The organism is Alishewanella sp. SMS8 (genome assembly GCF_030737935.1).
In the GTDB taxonomy this organism is placed as follows: Bacteria; Pseudomonadota; Gammaproteobacteria; order Enterobacterales; family Alteromonadaceae; genus Alishewanella; species Alishewanella maricola.
Map to the genome: position 1 here is coordinate 55,947 of NZ_JAPJEA010000007.1, position 18,289 is coordinate 74,235.

The 18,289-nt window shown below is 43.5% G+C and carries 15 protein-coding genes, 1 tRNA gene and 1 pseudogene; 7 read left to right on the forward strand and 10 right to left on the reverse strand.

Annotated elements, in window-relative coordinates:
- Positions 1-13: 13 nt before the first annotated feature.
- Together ORJ01_RS15345 and ORJ01_RS15350 are read right to left on the reverse strand one after the other, a co-directional pair.
- Positions 14-883 (reverse strand): MBL fold metallo-hydrolase, encoded by an 870-nt coding sequence (locus ORJ01_RS15345; RefSeq protein ID WP_306178789.1) that lies wholly within the window; start codon positions 881-883, stop codon positions 14-16.
- 60 nt (positions 884-943) lie between these two features.
- Positions 944-1,585, reverse strand: a complete 642-nt coding sequence (locus ORJ01_RS15350) for a peroxiredoxin (RefSeq protein ID WP_306178790.1) — start codon at positions 1,583-1,585, stop codon at positions 944-946.
- Positions 1,586-1,994: 409 nt separating this feature from the next.
- Between ORJ01_RS15350 and ORJ01_RS15355 the strand changes: the two genes are divergently transcribed.
- Positions 1,995-2,234 (forward strand): hypothetical protein, encoded by a 240-nt coding sequence (locus ORJ01_RS15355; protein WP_306178791.1) that lies wholly within the window; start codon positions 1,995-1,997, stop codon positions 2,232-2,234.
- A 421-nt stretch (positions 2,235-2,655) separates the two neighbouring features.
- On the opposite strand, the gene ORJ01_RS15360 is transcribed toward ORJ01_RS15355, so the two are convergent.
- The 3 genes from ORJ01_RS15360 to ORJ01_RS15370 are packed head-to-tail and all read right to left on the reverse strand — an operon-like array spanning position 2,656 to position 6,024.
- Positions 2,656-3,369, reverse strand: a complete 714-nt coding sequence (locus tag ORJ01_RS15360) for an inner membrane complex domain-containing protein (protein WP_306178793.1) — start codon at positions 3,367-3,369, stop codon at positions 2,656-2,658.
- A complete protein-coding gene (locus tag ORJ01_RS15365) occupies positions 3,314-4,987 on the reverse strand; it encodes a hypothetical protein (RefSeq protein ID WP_306178794.1) in 1,674 nt (557 codons plus the stop codon). The genes ORJ01_RS15360 and ORJ01_RS15365 overlap by 56 nt, the downstream gene beginning before the upstream one ends.
- Positions 4,984-6,024, reverse strand: coding sequence for a hypothetical protein (locus tag ORJ01_RS15370; RefSeq protein WP_306178796.1), 1,041 nt, complete (start codon positions 6,022-6,024; stop codon positions 4,984-4,986). Before ORJ01_RS15370 ends, ORJ01_RS15365 begins: the two co-directional genes overlap by 4 nt.
- A 233-nt stretch (positions 6,025-6,257) precedes the next feature.
- Here ORJ01_RS15370 and ORJ01_RS15375 point away from each other — a divergent pair.
- The 3 genes and pseudogenes from ORJ01_RS15375 to ORJ01_RS15385 all read left to right on the forward strand — a co-directional run.
- Positions 6,258-6,434 (forward strand): annotated as a pseudogene (locus ORJ01_RS15375) (IS4 family transposase); the annotation flags it as partial.
- Positions 6,435-6,804: 370 nt separating this feature from the next.
- A complete protein-coding gene (locus tag ORJ01_RS15380; RefSeq protein ID WP_306178797.1) occupies positions 6,805-7,110 on the forward strand; it encodes a hypothetical protein in 306 nt (101 codons plus the stop codon).
- 53 nt (positions 7,111-7,163) lie between these two features.
- Positions 7,164-8,078 (forward strand): WYL domain-containing protein, encoded by a 915-nt coding sequence (locus tag ORJ01_RS15385; protein WP_306178798.1) that lies wholly within the window; start codon positions 7,164-7,166, stop codon positions 8,076-8,078.
- Positions 8,079-8,247: 169 nt separating this feature from the next.
- Here the strand turns inward: ORJ01_RS15385 and ORJ01_RS15390 are convergent.
- Positions 8,248-8,324: transfer RNA gene (locus tag ORJ01_RS15390), tRNA-Arg, on the reverse strand.
- A gap of 154 nt (positions 8,325-8,478) precedes the next feature.
- On the opposite strand from ORJ01_RS15390, the gene ORJ01_RS15395 reads away from it, so the two are divergent.
- Both ORJ01_RS15395 and ORJ01_RS15400 read left to right on the forward strand, forming a co-directional pair.
- Positions 8,479-10,386: an ATP-binding protein gene (locus ORJ01_RS15395; protein WP_306178799.1), complete on the forward strand. Its 1,908-nt coding sequence runs from the start codon at positions 8,479-8,481 to the stop codon at positions 10,384-10,386.
- Positions 10,387-10,552: 166 nt separating this feature from the next.
- Positions 10,553-12,724, forward strand: a complete 2,172-nt coding sequence (locus ORJ01_RS15400; protein ID WP_306178801.1) for a M3 family metallopeptidase — start codon at positions 10,553-10,555, stop codon at positions 12,722-12,724.
- 226 nt (positions 12,725-12,950) lie between these two features.
- Here the strand turns inward: ORJ01_RS15400 and pmbA are convergent, their stop codons facing one another.
- Positions 12,951-14,294, reverse strand: coding sequence for a metalloprotease PmbA (pmbA, locus tag ORJ01_RS15405; RefSeq protein ID WP_306178802.1), 1,344 nt, complete (start codon positions 14,292-14,294; stop codon positions 12,951-12,953).
- 118 nt (positions 14,295-14,412) lie between these two features.
- On the opposite strand from pmbA, the gene yjgA reads away from it, so the two are divergent.
- The gene (gene yjgA, locus ORJ01_RS15410; protein ID WP_306178803.1) at positions 14,413-14,943 is read left to right on the forward strand and encodes a ribosome biogenesis factor YjgA; all 531 of its coding nucleotides are present in this window, start codon (positions 14,413-14,415) and stop codon (positions 14,941-14,943) included.
- A 33-nt stretch (positions 14,944-14,976) separates the two neighbouring features.
- Here yjgA and ORJ01_RS15415 read toward each other — a convergent pair whose 3' ends face one another.
- The 3 genes from ORJ01_RS15415 to ORJ01_RS15425 all read right to left on the reverse strand — a co-directional run bounded on the left by ORJ01_RS15415 (position 14,977) and on the right by ORJ01_RS15425 (position 18,278).
- Complete coding sequence (locus ORJ01_RS15415; RefSeq protein ID WP_306178804.1) at positions 14,977-16,569, reverse strand: PH domain-containing protein; 1,593 nt, start codon at positions 16,567-16,569, stop codon at positions 14,977-14,979.
- Positions 16,562-17,104: a PH domain-containing protein gene (locus ORJ01_RS15420; RefSeq protein ID WP_306178806.1), complete on the reverse strand. Its 543-nt coding sequence runs from the start codon at positions 17,102-17,104 to the stop codon at positions 16,562-16,564. Before ORJ01_RS15420 ends, ORJ01_RS15415 begins: the two co-directional genes overlap by 8 nt.
- Positions 17,105-17,237: 133 nt before the next feature.
- On the reverse strand, positions 17,238-18,278 hold the full coding sequence (locus ORJ01_RS15425; protein WP_306178817.1) for a branched-chain amino acid aminotransferase: 1,041 nt from the start codon (positions 18,276-18,278) through the stop codon (positions 17,238-17,240).
- Between the last annotated feature and the right edge of the window lie 11 nt (positions 18,279-18,289).

An 18,289-nucleotide genomic window follows, 5' to 3' on the forward strand; every position in this document is an offset into this window, starting at 1 on the left:
TCTCTAGATGCCGTTACAGCATATTGATAGGAACTTTCAAATAAACTTGGCCGTTGTCTTCTTTTGGCGGTAACTGCCCAGCTCGGATATTGACCTGAATCGAGGGCAAAATTAGCCGTGGCATCGATAAGGTCTTATCACGCGCCTCGCGTTTTTGCACAAAGGCCTCTTCTGAAATCTCACTGTTTACATGAATATTGTGCTCAAGTTGCTCAGCAACCGTTGTTTTGTATTCATGCTTACGGCCTTGGGTTGGATAATCATGGCAAATATAGATTTCCGTCTCCGCGGGTAGTGACAGCAATTTTTTGATCGACTGGTATAAGGTTTTAGCACTGCCACCCGGGAAATCGCAGCGTGCCGTACCGACATCCGGCATAAATAAAGTATCGCCAACAAAGGCCATGTTGCCGTTCACGATATAAGCCAGATCCGCTGGCGTATGACCTGGGGTATGCATTACCTTGATCGATAAACTGCCAACTTTGAGCTCTTCACCATCTTTAAATAAGCGATCAAATTGGGCGCCATTAGGCAGAAATTCTTTTTCAAGATTAAAAATCTGCTTAAAAATTCCCTGTACTTGCTGAATATGTTCGCCAATACCAATTTTAGCGCCGAGTTTTTCTTTAAAAAACGGAGCAGCAGAAAGATGGTCAGCATGGGCATGTGTTTCCAGTATCCATTCCACCTTAAAGGTTTTCTGCTCGACATAAGCCAGAATGTCTTCTGCACTTTTGGTCGAGGTTCGGCCTGACTTATAATCAAAATCCAGTACCGGATCGATAATCACCGCCAAGCCCGACGTTAAATCCGCCACGACATAGCTAAAGGTTTCACTGTCGCTATCTAAAAAGGCTTTAATATGTACTAAAGGATCCATAACCCCTCCTAAGAAGTGAAAGCAAGAGCTGCGGCGCAGCTCTTGAAAACATCAAACGGTTTACAGCGATTTTTTGCTGAAATACCAGTCAGTATATTGGTAACCTTGATCTTTACGGATTTCGGCATCCGCCATCGTTGCTGGTGGTGGTACGATGACATCTTCACCTGGCTGCCAGTTTTCTGGTGTCGCCACTTTATGTTCATCACTGGTTTGTAGCGCTTTTAATACACGTACAAACTCGTCTATGCTACGACCGTTACTCATTGGGTAGTAAACCATCGCCCGTAAAATACCATTCGGGTCGATAATGAAGGTAGCACGTACCGCAGCGGTATCGCTGGCACCCGGCTGAATCATGCCGTAGGCTTTAGCCACTTCCATCGATAAATCGGCGATGATAGGGAAGGTAATTTTCACACCAAAGTTTTCTTCAATGCTGCGTGCCCAGGCAATGTGTGAGTGCACGCTATCAATTGACAGGCCTAATAGTTCGCAATTTAACGCCGCAAACTGATCAGCACGGGTAGCAAAGCCCATAAACTCAGTGGTACAAACGGGCGTAAAGTCAGCTGGGTGCGAAAACAGCACCAGCCATTTACCTTTGTAGTCTTCCAGAGTTTTCATGCCATGAGTGGTTTTTGCATTAAAAGCCGGAGCCGGTTTGTTCAGTTGTGGGAAAGTCACATTTTGTTCAGACATTTTGTATTCCTCGGTTGGTTTTTAAGAGTGCTTCAGCGAATTCGCTTATAACAAAGTAAACTAAGCTTATAACCAATGGAAATAAACATTTCTGATTAACCTAATCGAATTTAGCGATTAAATAGAGATTATTTTACTGGAATCTGATTGAAACTGACTGCAAGCCACTGCTTCCCGATCCTAGACACGAACCTAATTATAAGAAATCAATAATAAAATCATAAAGATATAAATTTTTTCATTAATAGCTCTAACATGTCTTTCCTACAAATTGGCATGGCAAGGGAAAAATGCCGGAGTCATCACATCGCACTGCCGCACAAGTGCGACAAAATGTCGCAGACAAAACACCTGAAAACCTTTTTGAGACGTTATAAAATTTAGGGAAATCTAATATTTTAGATTCCTAATGACACGCTTAACCCAACTCAGCTTACTCATGCTTCTGGTACAGAATGGTTCACTTATTACTCATGCTTATGCAGAAACACATTCACAGAACGAAGATAAACTTAAGCAAAGCGCAGAGCGCGATATAGAGCGAATAAGCATCACGGCATCACCATTTAAAACGCGGATTAATGATTCAGCGTCTGCTATTGAGGTATTAGCGGGTGATGAAAAGGCGCGCTATGTACAATTTTTTTGAGGTTGAAACTTTATGGTTAACAAGCAAACAAACACAAATGCGTATTTCGGAATGATCCAGCCAACGATTTTGGCATGAGTCGGCCAACCATTTCGGTATCATCCGGCAACTGATTTCGGCCTCATCCGGCCATCTGTTTCGGCGGGAATGACAATTATTCAATGAGCCACATCAACTTGATGAACGTTATTTAAGACACTAAGTGTCCACTAAAGAATTAAGTGGACACTTAGCTCAGCAAAAATAGCGCATAGACAGAAACATAAAATCTTCAGCTTAGGGCAAACGCATTCTTACTACAGATTTCTACCGCCATCCCTAACATGTAATGAAGCCAGCTTTCTAACTACGCAAACAGAGGGTCAATTACTAATAAAAATCAAAAATGCACAATCAAATTGGCAAATAATCAATAAAAAAATTAATTACCGCCTGAAATTAACTCTGGAACATCTTTTTTACCACTTGCATCAATCGTTGGTGAACCATCAATAACAACACCATCACAATTCATATAAATTTTTCCATTACGCCTAATTTGAGTACACTCATCTGGTGTAACTTCAACAGGAACTTCAACTTTTTTTTCAACTATAGTTTCTACTGGGACTTCAACTCTTTTCTCAACTATTGTTTCTACCGGTACTTCTACTATTTTTTCAACTTCTTTGATAATGGGAGTTTCAACAGCAAATCTATAAAACCAGTAAAGCGCTAGTAATAGCAACATTACCAAAAAAAACGCAAATATAGCGAACAGTACTCTCTTAAAAAGACTATAAAATTTATCATTACGCTGCTGAAGTTGCTCTTTATCAAGATTTAATTTAAACATCTCCTGTTCCTGTTGAAGAGAGTTTTTTTCAGCAAGAACTTTTTGTTGCTCATGTACGCTTTTTAATTTTTTTTCTTCGATTTCTGCTTTTAATTGAGCGTCTTTTAGATTTTGCTCTTCCAATATTAAAATACTTTCCATCTCTGCATGTTTTAACTCTAATTCTTTTTCTTGTTTAAGTTTTTGATACTGATAGTTAGCCTCAATTTCAATTTTCTTTCTAGCTGTATCAGTTTCAATATCTTTAAGCTGTTGCTGTTGCTCCAGTAAATTCAGACTCTCCTCTAACTGGCTCTTCATTTCGCTCTCTTTCGTCGCTATCAACGTCTCGCGATTTCTCAGTTGCTCCAAAAGCTTTTTCCGACGAGTCTCGTGCAACTTCGTTAAGTCTAGGCTGCGCATTTAATAATTCCTCTAATTCTTTACCAGTTAAATCAGTTGGAACTGGTATTAAGCGTTCATGTATAATTATCTGAGGATCGTTAACAAAAAAAGGCTCTGGTACTCTTTTTAGTTTTTCTACAAAAATAGGCACCTCTGTCGTCACAGTAACTATTCTATCAACTTCTTTAACCACTTCTTTTTCTACGATAACTTCTTTTTCAACAATAACTTCTTTTTCAACTATTTTTTCAACTTCAATTTCTACTACTCTTTCAATTTCAATCTCACGATCAGTAAAAATTTCTTTTTCTATTACTTTTTCTATAATGATTTCTTTTGTCTTTACTCGGCGATGTGCCCAGACTCTAAAGTAACGCAAAACTTTTTTATAGACCTCCAATCGAACAGATTTTTTCTTTTTTGAAGCCTCTAGTCTGCTTTTTAAAAGAAATGAAAAATCTTTTTTCTTTCTTAGAACTCTTGCTCGAAGTAGTTTATTTATTTTGGTAAGTAAGTTGAATCGCAGTGACTTGTACTCGCGTTTTTTTCGAACAAGGTTGTTCTTGTGTTCAATTCTTAAAGAACGAACTATACTATTTTCATTTGAATTTAGAGAAACATATAAATTCAGCATAAAATAAAGCGGATATATAACAGCAGACAGCAGGTTTACAAAAACATTAAAAGGCTTTTCTGGTACCCAGCCAAAGAGAGAAGCTACACCAATTAAAGCATTCTCATATGCTTCTTTTTTCAAATTATAAGATGATTGTGTAGATGCGACACTGTTTTGCTCCTGCGCTATACCGCTACTAATTTCACTGCTCTGCTTATCATTATCGTCGATATCCTCTTCTACTCTATTAATTCTAACCTCAATCCTATCTCGTGACTGATAGAGCGAGGGAAGCTCATTTCGAAGTAATTCGATTTGGTTATTGAAAGCTAAAACAGACTCGCGACAGTCGTCTACTAAAGCACAATTTGACGCAGTTCGTCTTCTTTCACTAGCATTCAGTGATAAGGCGTCAATTGATGAGTTAATTTCATTTATTCTTTGTGCTGTCTTATTTTTTTGTTCAATTAAATTACTAAGATCTAAGCTTAATTTTTCACGCTGAGCTGTGAGAGTTTTAAGATAACCATCATTATTTTCACTTTTTTGCTTAACTTCTTCCACTTGCTTTATTTCAGTAGTCGCCAGTGTTGAAAGGTAACTATTAATCCCTGAGTAACAAATAAAAGCAAAAACAGGCACAACTAAAAATATTACACATTTTAGTATTCTACTTGTTTTAGGCCAGTTCGAAATTACAGCAGATGTCCAAACTAAAACAGCAATTTCAGCAAAGCCTAATAAATATCCAAAAGGGGAAATACCAAAAATAGCTTTATCTTCGTCAGAAAATAAAACCTCATAACCCATAACGTTAAATAAAACTATTATCACTCCCATAATCAAGAGACATAATTTTATTAAAGTATTATGAAACGTCATTTCTTTAAAGACAGTTAGTTCCTGTGAAAAAATCATCTGTACCTCTCGACTTCCATGTAAGAATCAATGTTTTCATCATCCAGAATAAGCATGCTGTCCCGGCCATATTTACTCATGAATTCATCATATAATGATTTATTTCCGCCTATATAAATCCAAAAAGGCAAATAGTCTTTATAGACTTTCTGAATAAACTCAGGTGAATCTGATTCCTCATTTAATAAATAAGGCCTGTGAAAACCAATTTCCGCACCTTGTTGAAAGCGTTTATTAACACCTGAAGCAAATATAAAACCACAAGTTGAATAACACTTCATGTATTTATCACTATCAGTTGTCCATCTATTTTCTTGTATGTAATGCCCTATTTTCAGCCCTTCGTTTACTATTCCTCCTGGGCTATGAAGCATAATTCTGTCTAATTTTATATTTTGTTTTTTGTAAAAATCTATATATTCAAGGAATTTCTCGTAAGAATTTTCTAAGAAAGCTCCCTCCCCATATAAGTAATAGCCTTTATCATCTTCACCAAGCATGAAAACTAAATTTTTTACACCTTCAAGTGGATGCTTAAAATGTGATGGAGCCATTATTTCTAAAGAATCGTTTTTTGGTAAAATTTTATCTAACTGTGAGGTCTTTATTTCTTCCTTTATCTTTGGATGTGATATCACTTCCTTAGTAGGTAAGGAGGATTCTTGAGGTCCAGGAATCTTTTCATCTAGATTTTCTGATGAAACTTCGGATATATATTTTTCTTCAGTTGCTAATGGCTGCTCTTTCTCAGATATCAAATTTTTAGAATCTAATTGATAATTATCGTTTTTAAGCAAGTTTTCCTTTTCAGCCTTTGAAGAATTGCTGTTTTCTACTATTTGTTCAGCTTTTAACTTATTGAAAAAATCATCATTATCATTTAGGGGGAAGGACGGTTGAGCAGTATTTTTGTCGTTATATACCTCATCATTTTTTGAAGTTTTTTTAGATTCCTCTCGATTTAAACCATGCTCTAAGGTTTTACTACAGCCTAAAGTTAAAAGTACACATAAAAATAAAGCTAATTTGAAATACACAATATCTTCCTTAATGTTTGCGTGTACTGATAATAAACAAAACTCTTCAACGCAGCAATCTACCTCACATGAGTTTTTATTAATATTTCTCTAGGGCTTTTTGATTTGTCGTTATGGTCTATTAGACCTGAGGTATCCCCAGAAATTCTGTAGTTAAAATAAAACCTTAGGCGATTGGGGAACATTCATGGTAGCTTCTGATCTGATCATTCGCCAAAAATCCCAAACCGCGGATGCTCACCATGAATGTTAAAACTAAGCTCGCTGATTTCCTCCGATTTGTCACCCCCAAAACCATGCATAAAGCGCGATTTTCTGTTCTGTTGGATGCGGCTACGGCTCTTGCTAAAGATGCGCGTTGTACCGTTACCGCAATTGGGTGTGATATGCCAGGCTCGTCTGATAAAGTCTGTTGTGGTTGAATTAGCCGGACACTTCAATAAAGGATAATATCCAATTATTGAGGTGTAAAATGACTAAACGTACTAACAAACAATATCCAAACGATTTTAAGCAAGAAGCGGTGGCGCTGGTGATTGAGCAAGGTTACTCAGTTGTTGAGGCTGCCGCTATCCGGCTACCTTGTCCATACCCTGTCATGGTTAATGACATGTCATCCATGAATCACCATCTTAGGCTGTTTCTTATTTCACGCCATACTGTGCAAGTACTCAGTGTATGTTTTTCAGCCAGATGTTTTTGCAGCTTTGAGGTATCCCCTTTAACACAGTAACGCAGTGGCTTAGAGTTAATTGGAACCCAACATTAGGCGAGCGAACCATGAACAACCAACCTATCGGCCCTGAAGATATCCCTCGGCTAACCCGCTTACAAACGCTGTGCAAAACCATGAACGCAATTGACCACTTAGCTCAATTGAGAAACGAAAAAGTAGTATATGCTGGGCGTATTTGGCGCTATGCTGATTTGGTGTATTTGGCCTATGAGTATTACGTGCTGGCTATTCCTTATGGCTTAAAGATCGATAACTTTAGCAAGTGGTTAGCAGCTGAGCAGGCGATATTAAAGCAGTTTAATTTACCCTGGCCGGTTGGCAGCGCAAACACAACAAGTGAAGAAAGCTAAAACCGATTTTATGGAGTGTGTATGGTTATCAGACACATCTTACAGGAGTTTAAATGCAAAACCCTCAAGCTCAGCATCCCCTTTCAATAGATAGTAGTAGCAGTTTAGATGCCAGCGGCTGGCCGCTGCGCTGGGAGCTGTTAATGCGTTACCGGCTAATTGAAATTGTCGCGCTATGGGAAGGCCGTTTAACCACTAATCATTTATGTAATAGCTTTGGTATCGCGCGCCAGCAGGCATCAAAAGATATTAATGCCTATTTGCGCGATATTGCGCCGGGTAATCTGGTGTATGACGGCAAGCTAAAAGGTTATAAACCGGCTGCCAATTTTACCCCCAAAGTAACCAGCGGCCTGGCCGATGAGTACCTGCATGCGCTAGCCAGCACCAAAGATTTTGCCCACACCTTTAGCCAGCTCGATTTAGGCTTCGCCCATACCGAAATGCTCACGCCCCCACTGCGCCAGGTAAACCCGGATATTCTGCGAGCACTGGTGCAAGCCGCGCGGGACGGTAAAAAGATTGATATGGGTTATGTGTCGCTGACCAGCCCGGATGAAGAAAGCCGTATTATTGCTCCCCATACGCTGGTATGCACACCGCTACGCTGGCATGTGCGGGCCTACTGCGAGAAAAACCGCGCTTTCCGGGATTTTGTGCTTAACCGTTTTCGAGGCATCAATGGTATAGAAGGCGATACCAAGATGACCAAAGAGCAGGATGAGCGCTGGAATAACACTATCGATATTGTACTGGTACCCGATTCACGCTTAACCGATTATCAAAAAGCCATTATTGCCGAAGATTACAATATGCAACATGGCAAGCGGGTATTCTCCGTGCGCTCTGCGCTAGTGCCTTATGCCGTGCAAGCGTTAAACCTGGATTTAGCGAAAATAGAAGCTCGCCCGGAGGCGCAGCAAATTATGGTGGCGAACTTGGATGAAGTGAAGCGGCATGCGTTTTGATTGCTCACTAGAGTGTATTTTTACTTAGCAATACAATCAGGATTTCGGGCAGAGGTCAAAAAACGCAGTTTTATAAATAATGAAAATGTGGGTTTGTCACGATTGTGTCACCGATTTGTCACCGAGCATAAAAAAACCACTCAGCTTTCGCGTAAGTGGTTGATTTATATGGTGCACCCGCCGCGATTCGAACGCGGGACCTCTGCCTCCGGAGGGCAGCGCTCTATCCAGCTGAGCTACGGGTGCAGCGATAGAGGGCGCATTATAGACAGGCTTTGGCGCTAAGTCTATTGCTTGGGCGTTGCTTTTTTAGGCGAACAGTTCGAATCTTTTTTGCATCTGGTGGTAAGTGGCTATAATCTGCCTGCATGTTTTCACTTTCTGCGGCAATCCCCTTGTTATGTTGAACTATCGCTCTAGCCTAGAATTATGGCAATGGCTTGCTATGATCGCTTCATGCTTGCTGTTTTTGCTGGGCGTTGAGTGGTTTTTAAATAATGAGCAGCACCGGTTGCGCGCTGAGCAACTTCAGCAACGCTTAAATACGGCAGAGCAATTACGCTCGCAGTTAGAGAGCGAATTAAATATTTCGTCTTACTTAACCATTGGTTTGGCATCTTACATTGTTGCGATGGACGGTAAAATTAGTAACAACGAGCTAGACGTGTTATTGCCCGGCTTGGTGAAACAAGCCCCTTATATTAGGAACATTGGTATAGCGCCAGCGAATCGTATTAGTTACATCTTTCCGTTGGCCGGCAACGAGCAGGCATTAAACTTATATTATCCCGACTTACCTGAGCAATGGCCGGCTATTGCCAGCATTATTGCGGATCGAAATGCTAAACTCACTGGCCCGATACATTTGGTGCAAGGGGGTATTTCTTTTATCTATCGCTACCCCATTTTTATGCCCAACGGCGAGTACTGGGGCATTGTCAGTACGGTAATCGACATTGAACCCATTTGGCAGCGTTTGGCTGAACTGTCAACCCAATTAGCATTACCCATTGCGCTGCGTAGTAAACTGCCTGACCAGCGGTTTACTGAAAGCTTTTTTGGCGATAATGCTCTTTTTAATAGCAAAAACCCTATTCTAAATGTATCTATAAGAGGCGCGAAGTGGCAAATGGCCATCCCCGCAGCGGAGTTGTCTGAGCAACGCGTGTCTGGGCTTCGGGGTATGCTGTACAGCGCGGGCATTATTATGCTGTTGTTACAGTGGCGCATATTTTTCTCGATGCAACGCTTAAAGCAAAGTGCCAAAGCATTAGGCGATAAGGAAAAAACCTTGCGTAGCATTCATGATAATGTACTTGATGGCATTATTACCGTTGACGCACGAGGTATTATTAAAACCGCAAACCGAGCCTGTTATCGCATTTTTGCTTACCCTGCCAATAGCTTAACGGGTAAACATTGGACCTGTTTGTTAGATCCCAGTGAAGATAGCGCGAAAATCTACGATCCTGCACAGCCTGTCCAAGTTGAAATTGAATGTTTAGGGCAGCGCGCTGATCAGCAGAGCTTCCCATTACAACTATCGCATACCGAGTTACCTCTGCAACAAACTCAACGCTTGTTTGTATTACGTGATATCACTGAACGCAAACGGGTAGAACGCCTACAAAACGACTTTGTCGCAACCGTGAGCCACGAATTGCGCACACCACTTACCGCCATTAATGGCAGTTTGAGCTTAGCACTGGGCGGTGCTTTGGGTGAATTAACCGAGAAACAACATAAAATACTGCATTTAGCCCAGCAAAGTTGTAAGCAGTTACACCAACTGGTGAACGACCTACTCGACTTTGAAAAGCTAAGCAGTGACCATATGCGTTTTAATGTGCGGCCGGTTGATATAAAAGCCTTGTTACTACAATGTATTGCTCAATTGCATGGGTTACATCGTACCATTGAGCTAAAAGATAGTTCTGCAAACAGCCTTTGGGTGTTAGCCGATGAATCACGCTTACGCCAAGTGGTGATCAACCTACTTTCTAACGCCATAAAATTCTCTTCGGCAACGTCGACCGTGCATATTCGGCTAGAGCAACAAGAGCAAACAATCAAAGTGTGTGTTATCGATCATGGCAAAGGCGTGCCACCGGCTTTTGAGCCTATGCTGTTCCAACGTTTTGCCCAAGCCGATAACCCGACAGTGCGTGAGCAAGGCGGTACAGGCTTAGGCTTGGCGATTTGTAAAGAAATCATTGAAAAACTGCAAGGTACTGTGGGTTATGAACGGCTAAGTGATGGCAGCTGCTTTTACTTTACCCTACCACTGAACACGCCAGCAGAAGACTGAGCGTGCTACAACAGCAAAACAAGGGCAATTGGTCTGATATTATGGTGATTTAGTTGCAAAACCGCTTTTTCTGAGAGCATTATTTGGCATACTGAAATATTACTATATGCCGCTTAAAAGGCATTGTATAACTATAAAATTACCAAGCTAACCCATGGAGCACATCATGCGTAAATCATTACTCGCTACGACTATCAGTGCTGTACTTGCGCTAAGCGCCTGTACAGACAACACCACCCCAACTCAACAAGCTAATCAAGCTGCCGCAGCGGCTGCGGTTACGGATGTAACAGTGAGCAACCCGTTTTTTCAAAAAAGTACTTTAACTTACGAAGCGCCAGATTTTGCCGCCATTAAAGATGAGCATTTTTTACCGGCTTTTACCGCGGGTATGCAGCAACATTTAGATGAAATTGCGGTTATCGCCAATAACCCGGAACCTGCAACCTTTGAAAACACCTTGGTTGCTATGGAAAAAAGCGGTGAGTTATTAACGCGTGTTTCTCGCGTTTTTTATAACCTGACCGGCACAGACAGTAACGAAGCGCGCCGTGCCATTCAAAGCGAATTAGCACCGAAAATGGCTGCGCATTCAGACAATATCAATTTGAACCCTGAGTTATTCGCCCGTATCGAGCAAATTTATACTACTCGCAATGACTTAAACTTAGATGCCGAATCGTTGCGCTTGGTTGAAATATATTATGAGCGCTTTGTGCGAGCCGGTGCCAAACTCAACGACGAACAAAAAACCGCGATCCGCGCACTGAATGAAGAACATTCCACTTTAACCAACAAATTTGCACAAAACCTGTTAGCCGAAACGGCAAATATTGCAGTTATCGTTGATACCGCAGAAGAGCTCGATGGCCTTTCCGCAGCACAAATTACTGCAGCGGCCAATGCGGCTAAAGAGCGTGGGCATGATGGTAAATATTTAATCAGCATTACCAATACCACGCGCCAGCCCATTTTAAGTTCGTTAAATAATCGCGATGTACGGCAACGCGTGTGGGAAGCCTCGGCTAACCGTGCGCAAAGCGGCGAAAACAGCAATACCGATATTGTGGCTCGTTTAGCGCAATTACGCGCTGAACGCGCACAACTGCTCGGCTATGATAATTGGGCCAGCTTTACTTTAGAAAACAACATGGCCAAAACACCGCAAGCGGTATTTGCTATGTTAGGTTCAATGGCCCCTGCGGTAGTTGCCAATACCAAGCAAGAGCAAGCTGAGATCCAGGCAATGATCGCTGAAAAAGGCGGTGATTTTGAAGTGCAACCTTGGGACTGGGAATACTATGCTGAGTTTGTTCGCCAAGCAAAATATGACTTAGACGAAAACGAAGTTAAACAGTATTTTGAATTCAACCGCGTATTAGAAGACGGTGTGTTTTATTATTTAAACCGTTTTTATGGCATTAGCTTCAAACCTCGACCAGATTTACCGGTTTATCATCCTGATGTTGTCGCTTATGAAGTATTTGACGCGGATGGTAGCAGCTTAGCCATTTTCTACGCCGATTACTTTGCACGTGAAGGCAAGCGCGGCGGGGCTTGGATGAGCGCCTTTGTAGGGCAATCACATTTGACGGGGCAAAAGCCTGTTGTAGTTAACGTAATGAATATTCCCAAAGCGCCAGAGGGGCAACCTACGTTAATCAGCTATGATCACACCACTACCATTTTCCATGAGTTAGGCCATGGTGTTCACGGTATGCTCTCAAATGTTAAAAACCCTTCGCTGGCAATGACTGCGGTATCGCGTGACTTTGCTGAGTTCCCGTCTACCTTTGAAGAAGACTGGGCACAACATCCCGAGATTTTAAGCAACTACGCCAAACACTATCAAACCGGTGAGCCGATCCCTGCTGCCTTATTAGAAAAAGTGATTCGCTCGCGTAGCTTTAACCAAGGTTTTGATACATTAGAGTATATGTCTGCCGCGTTATTAGATATGGAATGGCACTCATTACCGGCTGATGCACCATTGCAAGATCCGCAAGCCTTTGAAGCAGCGGCATTGAAAAAGCATGGTGTTGATTTACCTGCCGTGCCACCACGTTATAAATCAAATTTCTTCTCACATTCGATGGGCGGTGGCTACTCAGCAGGCTATTACGCGTATATGTGGAGTGAAATTCTTGCCGCCGATGCCTTTGCTTATGTGCAGAAGAACGGTGGCTTAACGCGTGAAAATGGCGACCATTATCGTAAAAACATTCTAGAAGTCGGCAACTCACGCCCTACCATGGATTCTTATAAAGCGTTCCGTGGACAAGAGCCAACCACAGATGCACTGTTAATTCGTCGCGGTTTAAAAACCAAGATTGACTAAGCTGCAGGCTAATTAATGCTAAGCCGTTGTACATTTTGTATTTAAAGGTTTGGCATTAAGCTTCACCCGTGCACACAAAAACAAAAGCCCCGCAAAATGCGGGGCTTTTTATCTACTGCTAACGGCTAGTTTATCTTTCATGCTGTCTGTTTGTTCAACACAGATAAAGCGTTGCCACTCAGACATAAGTCTCGTTTAACGCTTATCAATCCAGCAAAAGTACACATTAACTGCCCGCAACCTGCATTTGACTGATTAAAACCGACCCCGTGAGTACGCCTCCGCGCCGATCAACATCATTACCCACAGCTGCAATATTCATAAACATATCAGCCAAATTACCCGCAATGGTCACTTCTGCTACTGGGAACTGAATTTCGCCATGCTCAACCCAGAAACCGCTAGCGCCGCGAGAATAATCACCGGTTACCGTGTTTACGCCTTGCCCCATCAGCTCGGTCACGAGTAAACCTTTGCCCATCTGTTTACACAAACCGGCTAAATCGGCATCACTATGGTTAATCAACCAGTTATGAATACCACCGGCATGCCCGGTGCTGGCCATGTTTAATTTACGCGCGGAGTAGCTGGTGGTCAGATAGGTGTTTAACACGCCATTTTCGATTACCGCTAAATCACGCGTTTTAACACCTTCTGCATCAAAGGGGCTAGAAGCCAACGCCAACTTCAGGTGCGGTTGCTCTACTATCGTCAGGTGCGGCGCCATAATGGGCTGGCCAACTTTATTAAGTAAGAAACTCGATTTACGATAAATACTACCCCCGCTGATAGCAGACACTAAATGCCCAAACAAACTGCTGGCAATGTCTGCCCGAAATATCACAGGGACTTTTTGCGTCGGGATCTTACGGGCATTTAAACGCGCAACCGTTTCTAGTGCGGCTTCGCGGCCAATTTGTTTTGGATCTAACAAGTCAGCATAGCGCCGTGCCACCGTGAAGCTGTAATCGCGCTGCATATCGTCGTCTTGCTCACCAATTACCACGCAGCTAAAACTATGCCGAGAACTCGGGTAACCGACAATCTGACCATGGCTGTTGCCATACACTTTTAAACCTTGGTGTGTTGAAAACGACGCCCCTTCAGAATTGGTAATGCGGCTATCCGCCGCAAAGGCAGCGTCTTCTGCGCCAGCACACAGCGCAATGGCCTGTTCAGTATCAATGCTGTCGGGGTAATATAAATCTAATTCTGGTGGGTTAAACTCTAACCATGCCGCTTCCGCTACGCCAGCATGCGGATCTTCTGAGGTGTAGCGGGCAATATCTGCTGCGGCAGCAACTGCACGCTCTAGCGCTTGCGGGCTAAGATCGGCAGTAGAGGCAGAACCTTTACGCTGGCCAAAATACAGGCTAATGCCTAAACCACCGTCTTGGTTAAATTCAACCGTTTCCACTTCACCGTGTCGAGTTTCGACACTTAAACCACGAGTACGGCTCATTGACGCTTCCGCACTACTGGCCCCTAAGCGTTTGGCATGGGCTAACACCTGACTAACGGCTTCTTTTACTTCGGCAATTTCCCGTTGAATTTCTGATTGTTGCTGCATAGTTACTCTTACCTCTAAATCAATGGGCTAAGCTTATCATAGTCAGACAAAGGCTGCTGCCTGCTCTGCCGAGTTTAGTGATATACTAGATGTAATTATTTTTATAGAACTTAGAGCCATGACAGATACAGAATTTAAATACGGTGACAGCAAGTGGCTGGAACAACCGGATCACATCAGTAAAAGCCAGATTAAACGTGAAATGTTAGCCATGCAGGAGCTCGGTGAAGAGCTACTGGCTCTTAGCCCAGCATTACGCGCTAAGGTGCCGCTGGATGACGAATTAAAAGAGGCGTTAGAATTAGCCGATAGATTGGCGAAAAAACGCGAAGCGTTACGCCGCCATTTACAGTTTATTGGCCGGTTAATGCGTGATCGCGATTTAGAGCCGATTGAACAGGCGCTAGCACTGATCCGTAACACCAATCGCGCGGCAACTAAGCAATTTCATAAAGTTGAAACATGGCGCGATCGCTTATTAGCCGATAGCGATGCGGTAACGGCGTTTATTGCAGATTACCCTGAAGTAGACGTGCAGCAATTACGACAACTGATCCGTAATGCCAAACGTGAAGCAGAAAAAGAGCAACCCCCAAAGGCTTTCCGTGAGCTATTTCAGCTGATCCGACCGTTGATCCTGCCTGAATAACCCCCTAATCAAATACTGGATGTGTGCCAAGGCTCACATCCAGCCTTTGCCACTGGCTTGTGCTTGATACAAGGCGTAGTTAGCCAGTTTTTGTGCATCGGCTTGCGGCATATAGGGAATATTCAATGCGCCAGCCGCATACACACACCGCAAATGTTGCAGCTGCGCTCGGCGCATAAACCAATGCTGGTTTAAGGTCAGTTGCTGTAACTTATGCAGTGGCACACAATAATAATCCACCCCAATCACGCCCTGCCGAATATACAAAAACTCAGTATCAAGTGCGTAACCAAACTTACGCCAGCGCATCAATAGCAATACTTGCACTACTGCGGTAAGCAAAATGCCAAAACTGCCCATCCATACTGAGGTGCGTATCAGCAACAACAAACTGATCACCAATAACGGTAAACTGACAAACAGTGCGCTCGGAATTAAATATCGCCAATTCACCCCTTTTAAAGCCATTTTTGCTAATTGTTGTTGTGGGTAAGCTGCATAAAGTAATTGCGCTGCGGCATCAGGATGGAGTGCTGGCACCATAATTTTACTGTGGCCGGCATTTTGCTGCATGGCTTCCAGCGGTGAAAACAGTTGTTCATAATGTAAATTACAGCGCCCAAGCAGTTTATCTAACCAATCTTGTTGTAACTTTACCCACTGCAAACGCGATAATGTCATGCTGATCTCATGGCGGGTAAACAAACCACTGCGCCGAATATAGCGGTCCTGCGTGCGGTACAAACGAAATTGATAATAGCTGATCACCGACAAAGCAATTGAACCCAGTGTGATCAGCAGCATAAAAAACATCGCTGTCGCTAATACGGCTAACCCCACACCAAACCAAGATTGCTGGGCAGGGTTAAACCAACCGCTAACATCTAAGCCCAATACAGGTAACTTTTCATTTAGCGTATCCACTAAAGGGCGATAAAAAGGCGCTAACAAACCCAACGCTAAAATCACTCGGTTATTACTAATGCCGTATAGCACCAAATCGCCAATATCACGACGACAGAGCAGTGTTTCTGTTGGATCTGTGGCTGGTGTCGCAGCTTCAGTATTGGCTGTGGCGGTTTCGTCGATGCACTCAAGTGGCTGCGCTGCAGTGGCTAACGCTTGGCGTTTAGCATAAATAGCGAGTTGTAATTGTTGTGCCCAATGTTCGGGTAACGCCGCCAGCTGCGCTTCTTGCACTTTGGAACCGGCCGTGTCTAAATGCACACATAAATGCCCTGTCGGCCGATAGTACAGCGGTTGTTGTAGCCTCACATTTTGAATGCGATTAAAGGGTAAATTTAACTGCGCTTTACGCAGCACGCCCGAACGGATCTCCACCGTTTCATCAATAATGCGAAAACGAAAAGCCCAATAGCGCAACAAGGCAACCACGATCAGCAACAGCAACACTACCAGTACGCCAAGCAAGAAAGCGCGAGGTTGCCGCTGTATGCCTTGATAAAACACAATCAGCACCGGGGCCAAGTAGCTCACGTTACCAAAAATCGCTTTAAATAAACGTAACGCCAGGTACAACAGCGCAATCGGCGATACACGCTGCCATTGCGATAAAGCAACTAGGGCCGGCGTTGCTTCACTGACACTGATCTGCGGCTCAGCCATGCTGCTGCATATCCTTATGTTGCAAAATTAACTGGCGAATTTGTTGGGCGGTATCAGCGGGTAAACCGGGGATTTGAAAAGTATGCATGGCGCCACCCGCACTAAATACTTGTAGCGTGGCTAAATTGGCCCAGCGATCTAAAGGCCCTTGTTTTAGCTCGATATGCTGAATACGCAATAACGGTTGCGTAGTGCTTTTACGAAAAAATAAACCGCGTTGAAAACTAAGATCATGCTCTCGTAACGCATAAGCGTATGTTGGCAGTGCAAAATGATCCCAAGTTGCCAGCAGCAGCCCCAGGCCACTGATCAGCAAACCTAACGATAACAACAGCGGCTGATGAACCTCATCGACAGGCCAAAACGGTTGGTACAGCAAAACCAGCCACACGAGTGTTAGTAAGGCTGTCCAGCCGAGGTCTAAAGCCACGATTAACGGTTTATATTGAGGGGAAAGGGGCTGCCAGTTTAATTGCGCTAACGCCGGTAAATCGGCCTCAGATAAAGCAAGGTTATAAAAAGGCTGCTGATCCATGTTGTTCTCTGGCTGTTATTCGCGTGTAAGCAGAATGATAGCAGCCCGTACCGCTTTATCACCAGTCATTTTGTTTATACCTATAAATACGGCAGCCAGAGCTGCCGTAATAATCAGCGTATAACTGCCGGGTTTAGCAAACCTTCGTCAACCAACCAAATTTATCTTCAGCTCTACCCCATTGAATATCATTTAGCGCCTGACGCAAGGCCGCGGTGGTTTGCCCTGCCTCACCACCGCCAACTTGATACTCTTTGTTTTCATGGATCAAGGTACCGACCGCCGTTAAGACTGCAGCAGTGCCTGATAACGCCGCTTCTGCACCAGGGCGCACTGCGCGCTCGAGTAATTCGTCGACCGTTAACTCACGCTCAGACACTTTCATACCGCGATCACGCGCCAGCGTTAGAATAGAATCACGCGTAATGCCGTGCAAGAACGAGCTATCCAGTGCTTTAGTTATAATTTCATTACCATCAATTAATAAGAAGTTCGCAGCACCGGTTTCTTGTACATCGCCGTTCGGGCAGAACAAGACCTGATCGGCTTGCACTGCGGCACGGGCTTTCATAATAGGCTGCAGTGCGCTGGCATAATTACCACCACTTTTTACCATACCCATATGGCTAGCACAGCGGGCATCGTCTTCTAGCAATAATCTTAGCGCCTTGGCACCACCAGCAAAATAATCACCCACCGGAGATAACAGCACATACAGCATCGAATTTAAACTGGGTGCTGCGGCTTTACCGATAGAGCCTTCGGTACCGAAATGCGTAGGACGAATATACATTGAGCCCGGCGGGCTTGGCACATCTGCCGCATATTGACGCACGATATCCATGATCATGTTGGATAACATGACCGGGTCAAAAGCAGGTAACGCCAGCATGGCACTACTTTGCTGTAAGCGCGCCACGTTTTTATCCATCCGAAAAATATGAATAGAATCATCCGCGTGACGAAACGCTTTTAGCCCTTCAAAACAGGTGCTAGCGTAATGCAGCACATGTGCACCAGGGTGCAAACTGATACTATTACTCGACACCATTGCTGGTGTACTCCACTGATTTTGCTCATAGCGCGAGATAATCATCTCGGGGGTGAATACCGTACCAAATGCTGCCATCTTTCTTTCCTGCGTATGTTGTAGTGCCGGTCTGTGCCGGCAGATCCAGAGGTTAA

Excerpts from the sequence above, each read along its gene's own strand:
- ORJ01_RS15345 (WP_306178789.1), bottom strand. The coding sequence starts at position 883 with ATGGATCCTTTAGTACATATTAAAGCCTTTTTAGATAGCGACAGTGAA.
- ORJ01_RS15350 (WP_306178790.1), bottom strand. The coding sequence starts at position 1,585 with ATGTCTGAACAAAATGTGACTTTCCCACAACTGAACAAACCGGCTCCG.
- ORJ01_RS15355 (WP_306178791.1), top strand. The coding sequence starts at position 1,995 with ATGACACGCTTAACCCAACTCAGCTTACTCATGCTTCTGGTACAGAAT.
- ORJ01_RS15360 (WP_306178793.1), bottom strand. The coding sequence starts at position 3,369 with ATGAAGAGCCAGTTAGAGGAGAGTCTGAATTTACTGGAGCAACAGCAA.
- ORJ01_RS15365 (WP_306178794.1), bottom strand. The coding sequence starts at position 4,987 with ATGATTTTTTCACAGGAACTAACTGTCTTTAAAGAAATGACGTTTCAT.
- ORJ01_RS15380 (WP_306178797.1), top strand. The coding sequence starts at position 6,805 with ATGAACAACCAACCTATCGGCCCTGAAGATATCCCTCGGCTAACCCGC.
- ORJ01_RS15385 (WP_306178798.1), top strand. The coding sequence starts at position 7,164 with ATGCAAAACCCTCAAGCTCAGCATCCCCTTTCAATAGATAGTAGTAGC.
- ORJ01_RS15395 (WP_306178799.1), top strand. The coding sequence starts at position 8,479 with ATGTTGAACTATCGCTCTAGCCTAGAATTATGGCAATGGCTTGCTATG.
- ORJ01_RS15400 (WP_306178801.1), top strand. The coding sequence starts at position 10,553 with ATGCGTAAATCATTACTCGCTACGACTATCAGTGCTGTACTTGCGCTA.
- pmbA (WP_306178802.1), bottom strand. The coding sequence starts at position 14,294 with ATGCAGCAACAATCAGAAATTCAACGGGAAATTGCCGAAGTAAAAGAA.
- yjgA (WP_306178803.1), top strand. The coding sequence starts at position 14,413 with ATGACAGATACAGAATTTAAATACGGTGACAGCAAGTGGCTGGAACAA.
- ORJ01_RS15415 (WP_306178804.1), bottom strand. The coding sequence starts at position 16,569 with ATGGCTGAGCCGCAGATCAGTGTCAGTGAAGCAACGCCGGCCCTAGTT.
- ORJ01_RS15420 (WP_306178806.1), bottom strand. The coding sequence starts at position 17,104 with ATGGATCAGCAGCCTTTTTATAACCTTGCTTTATCTGAGGCCGATTTA.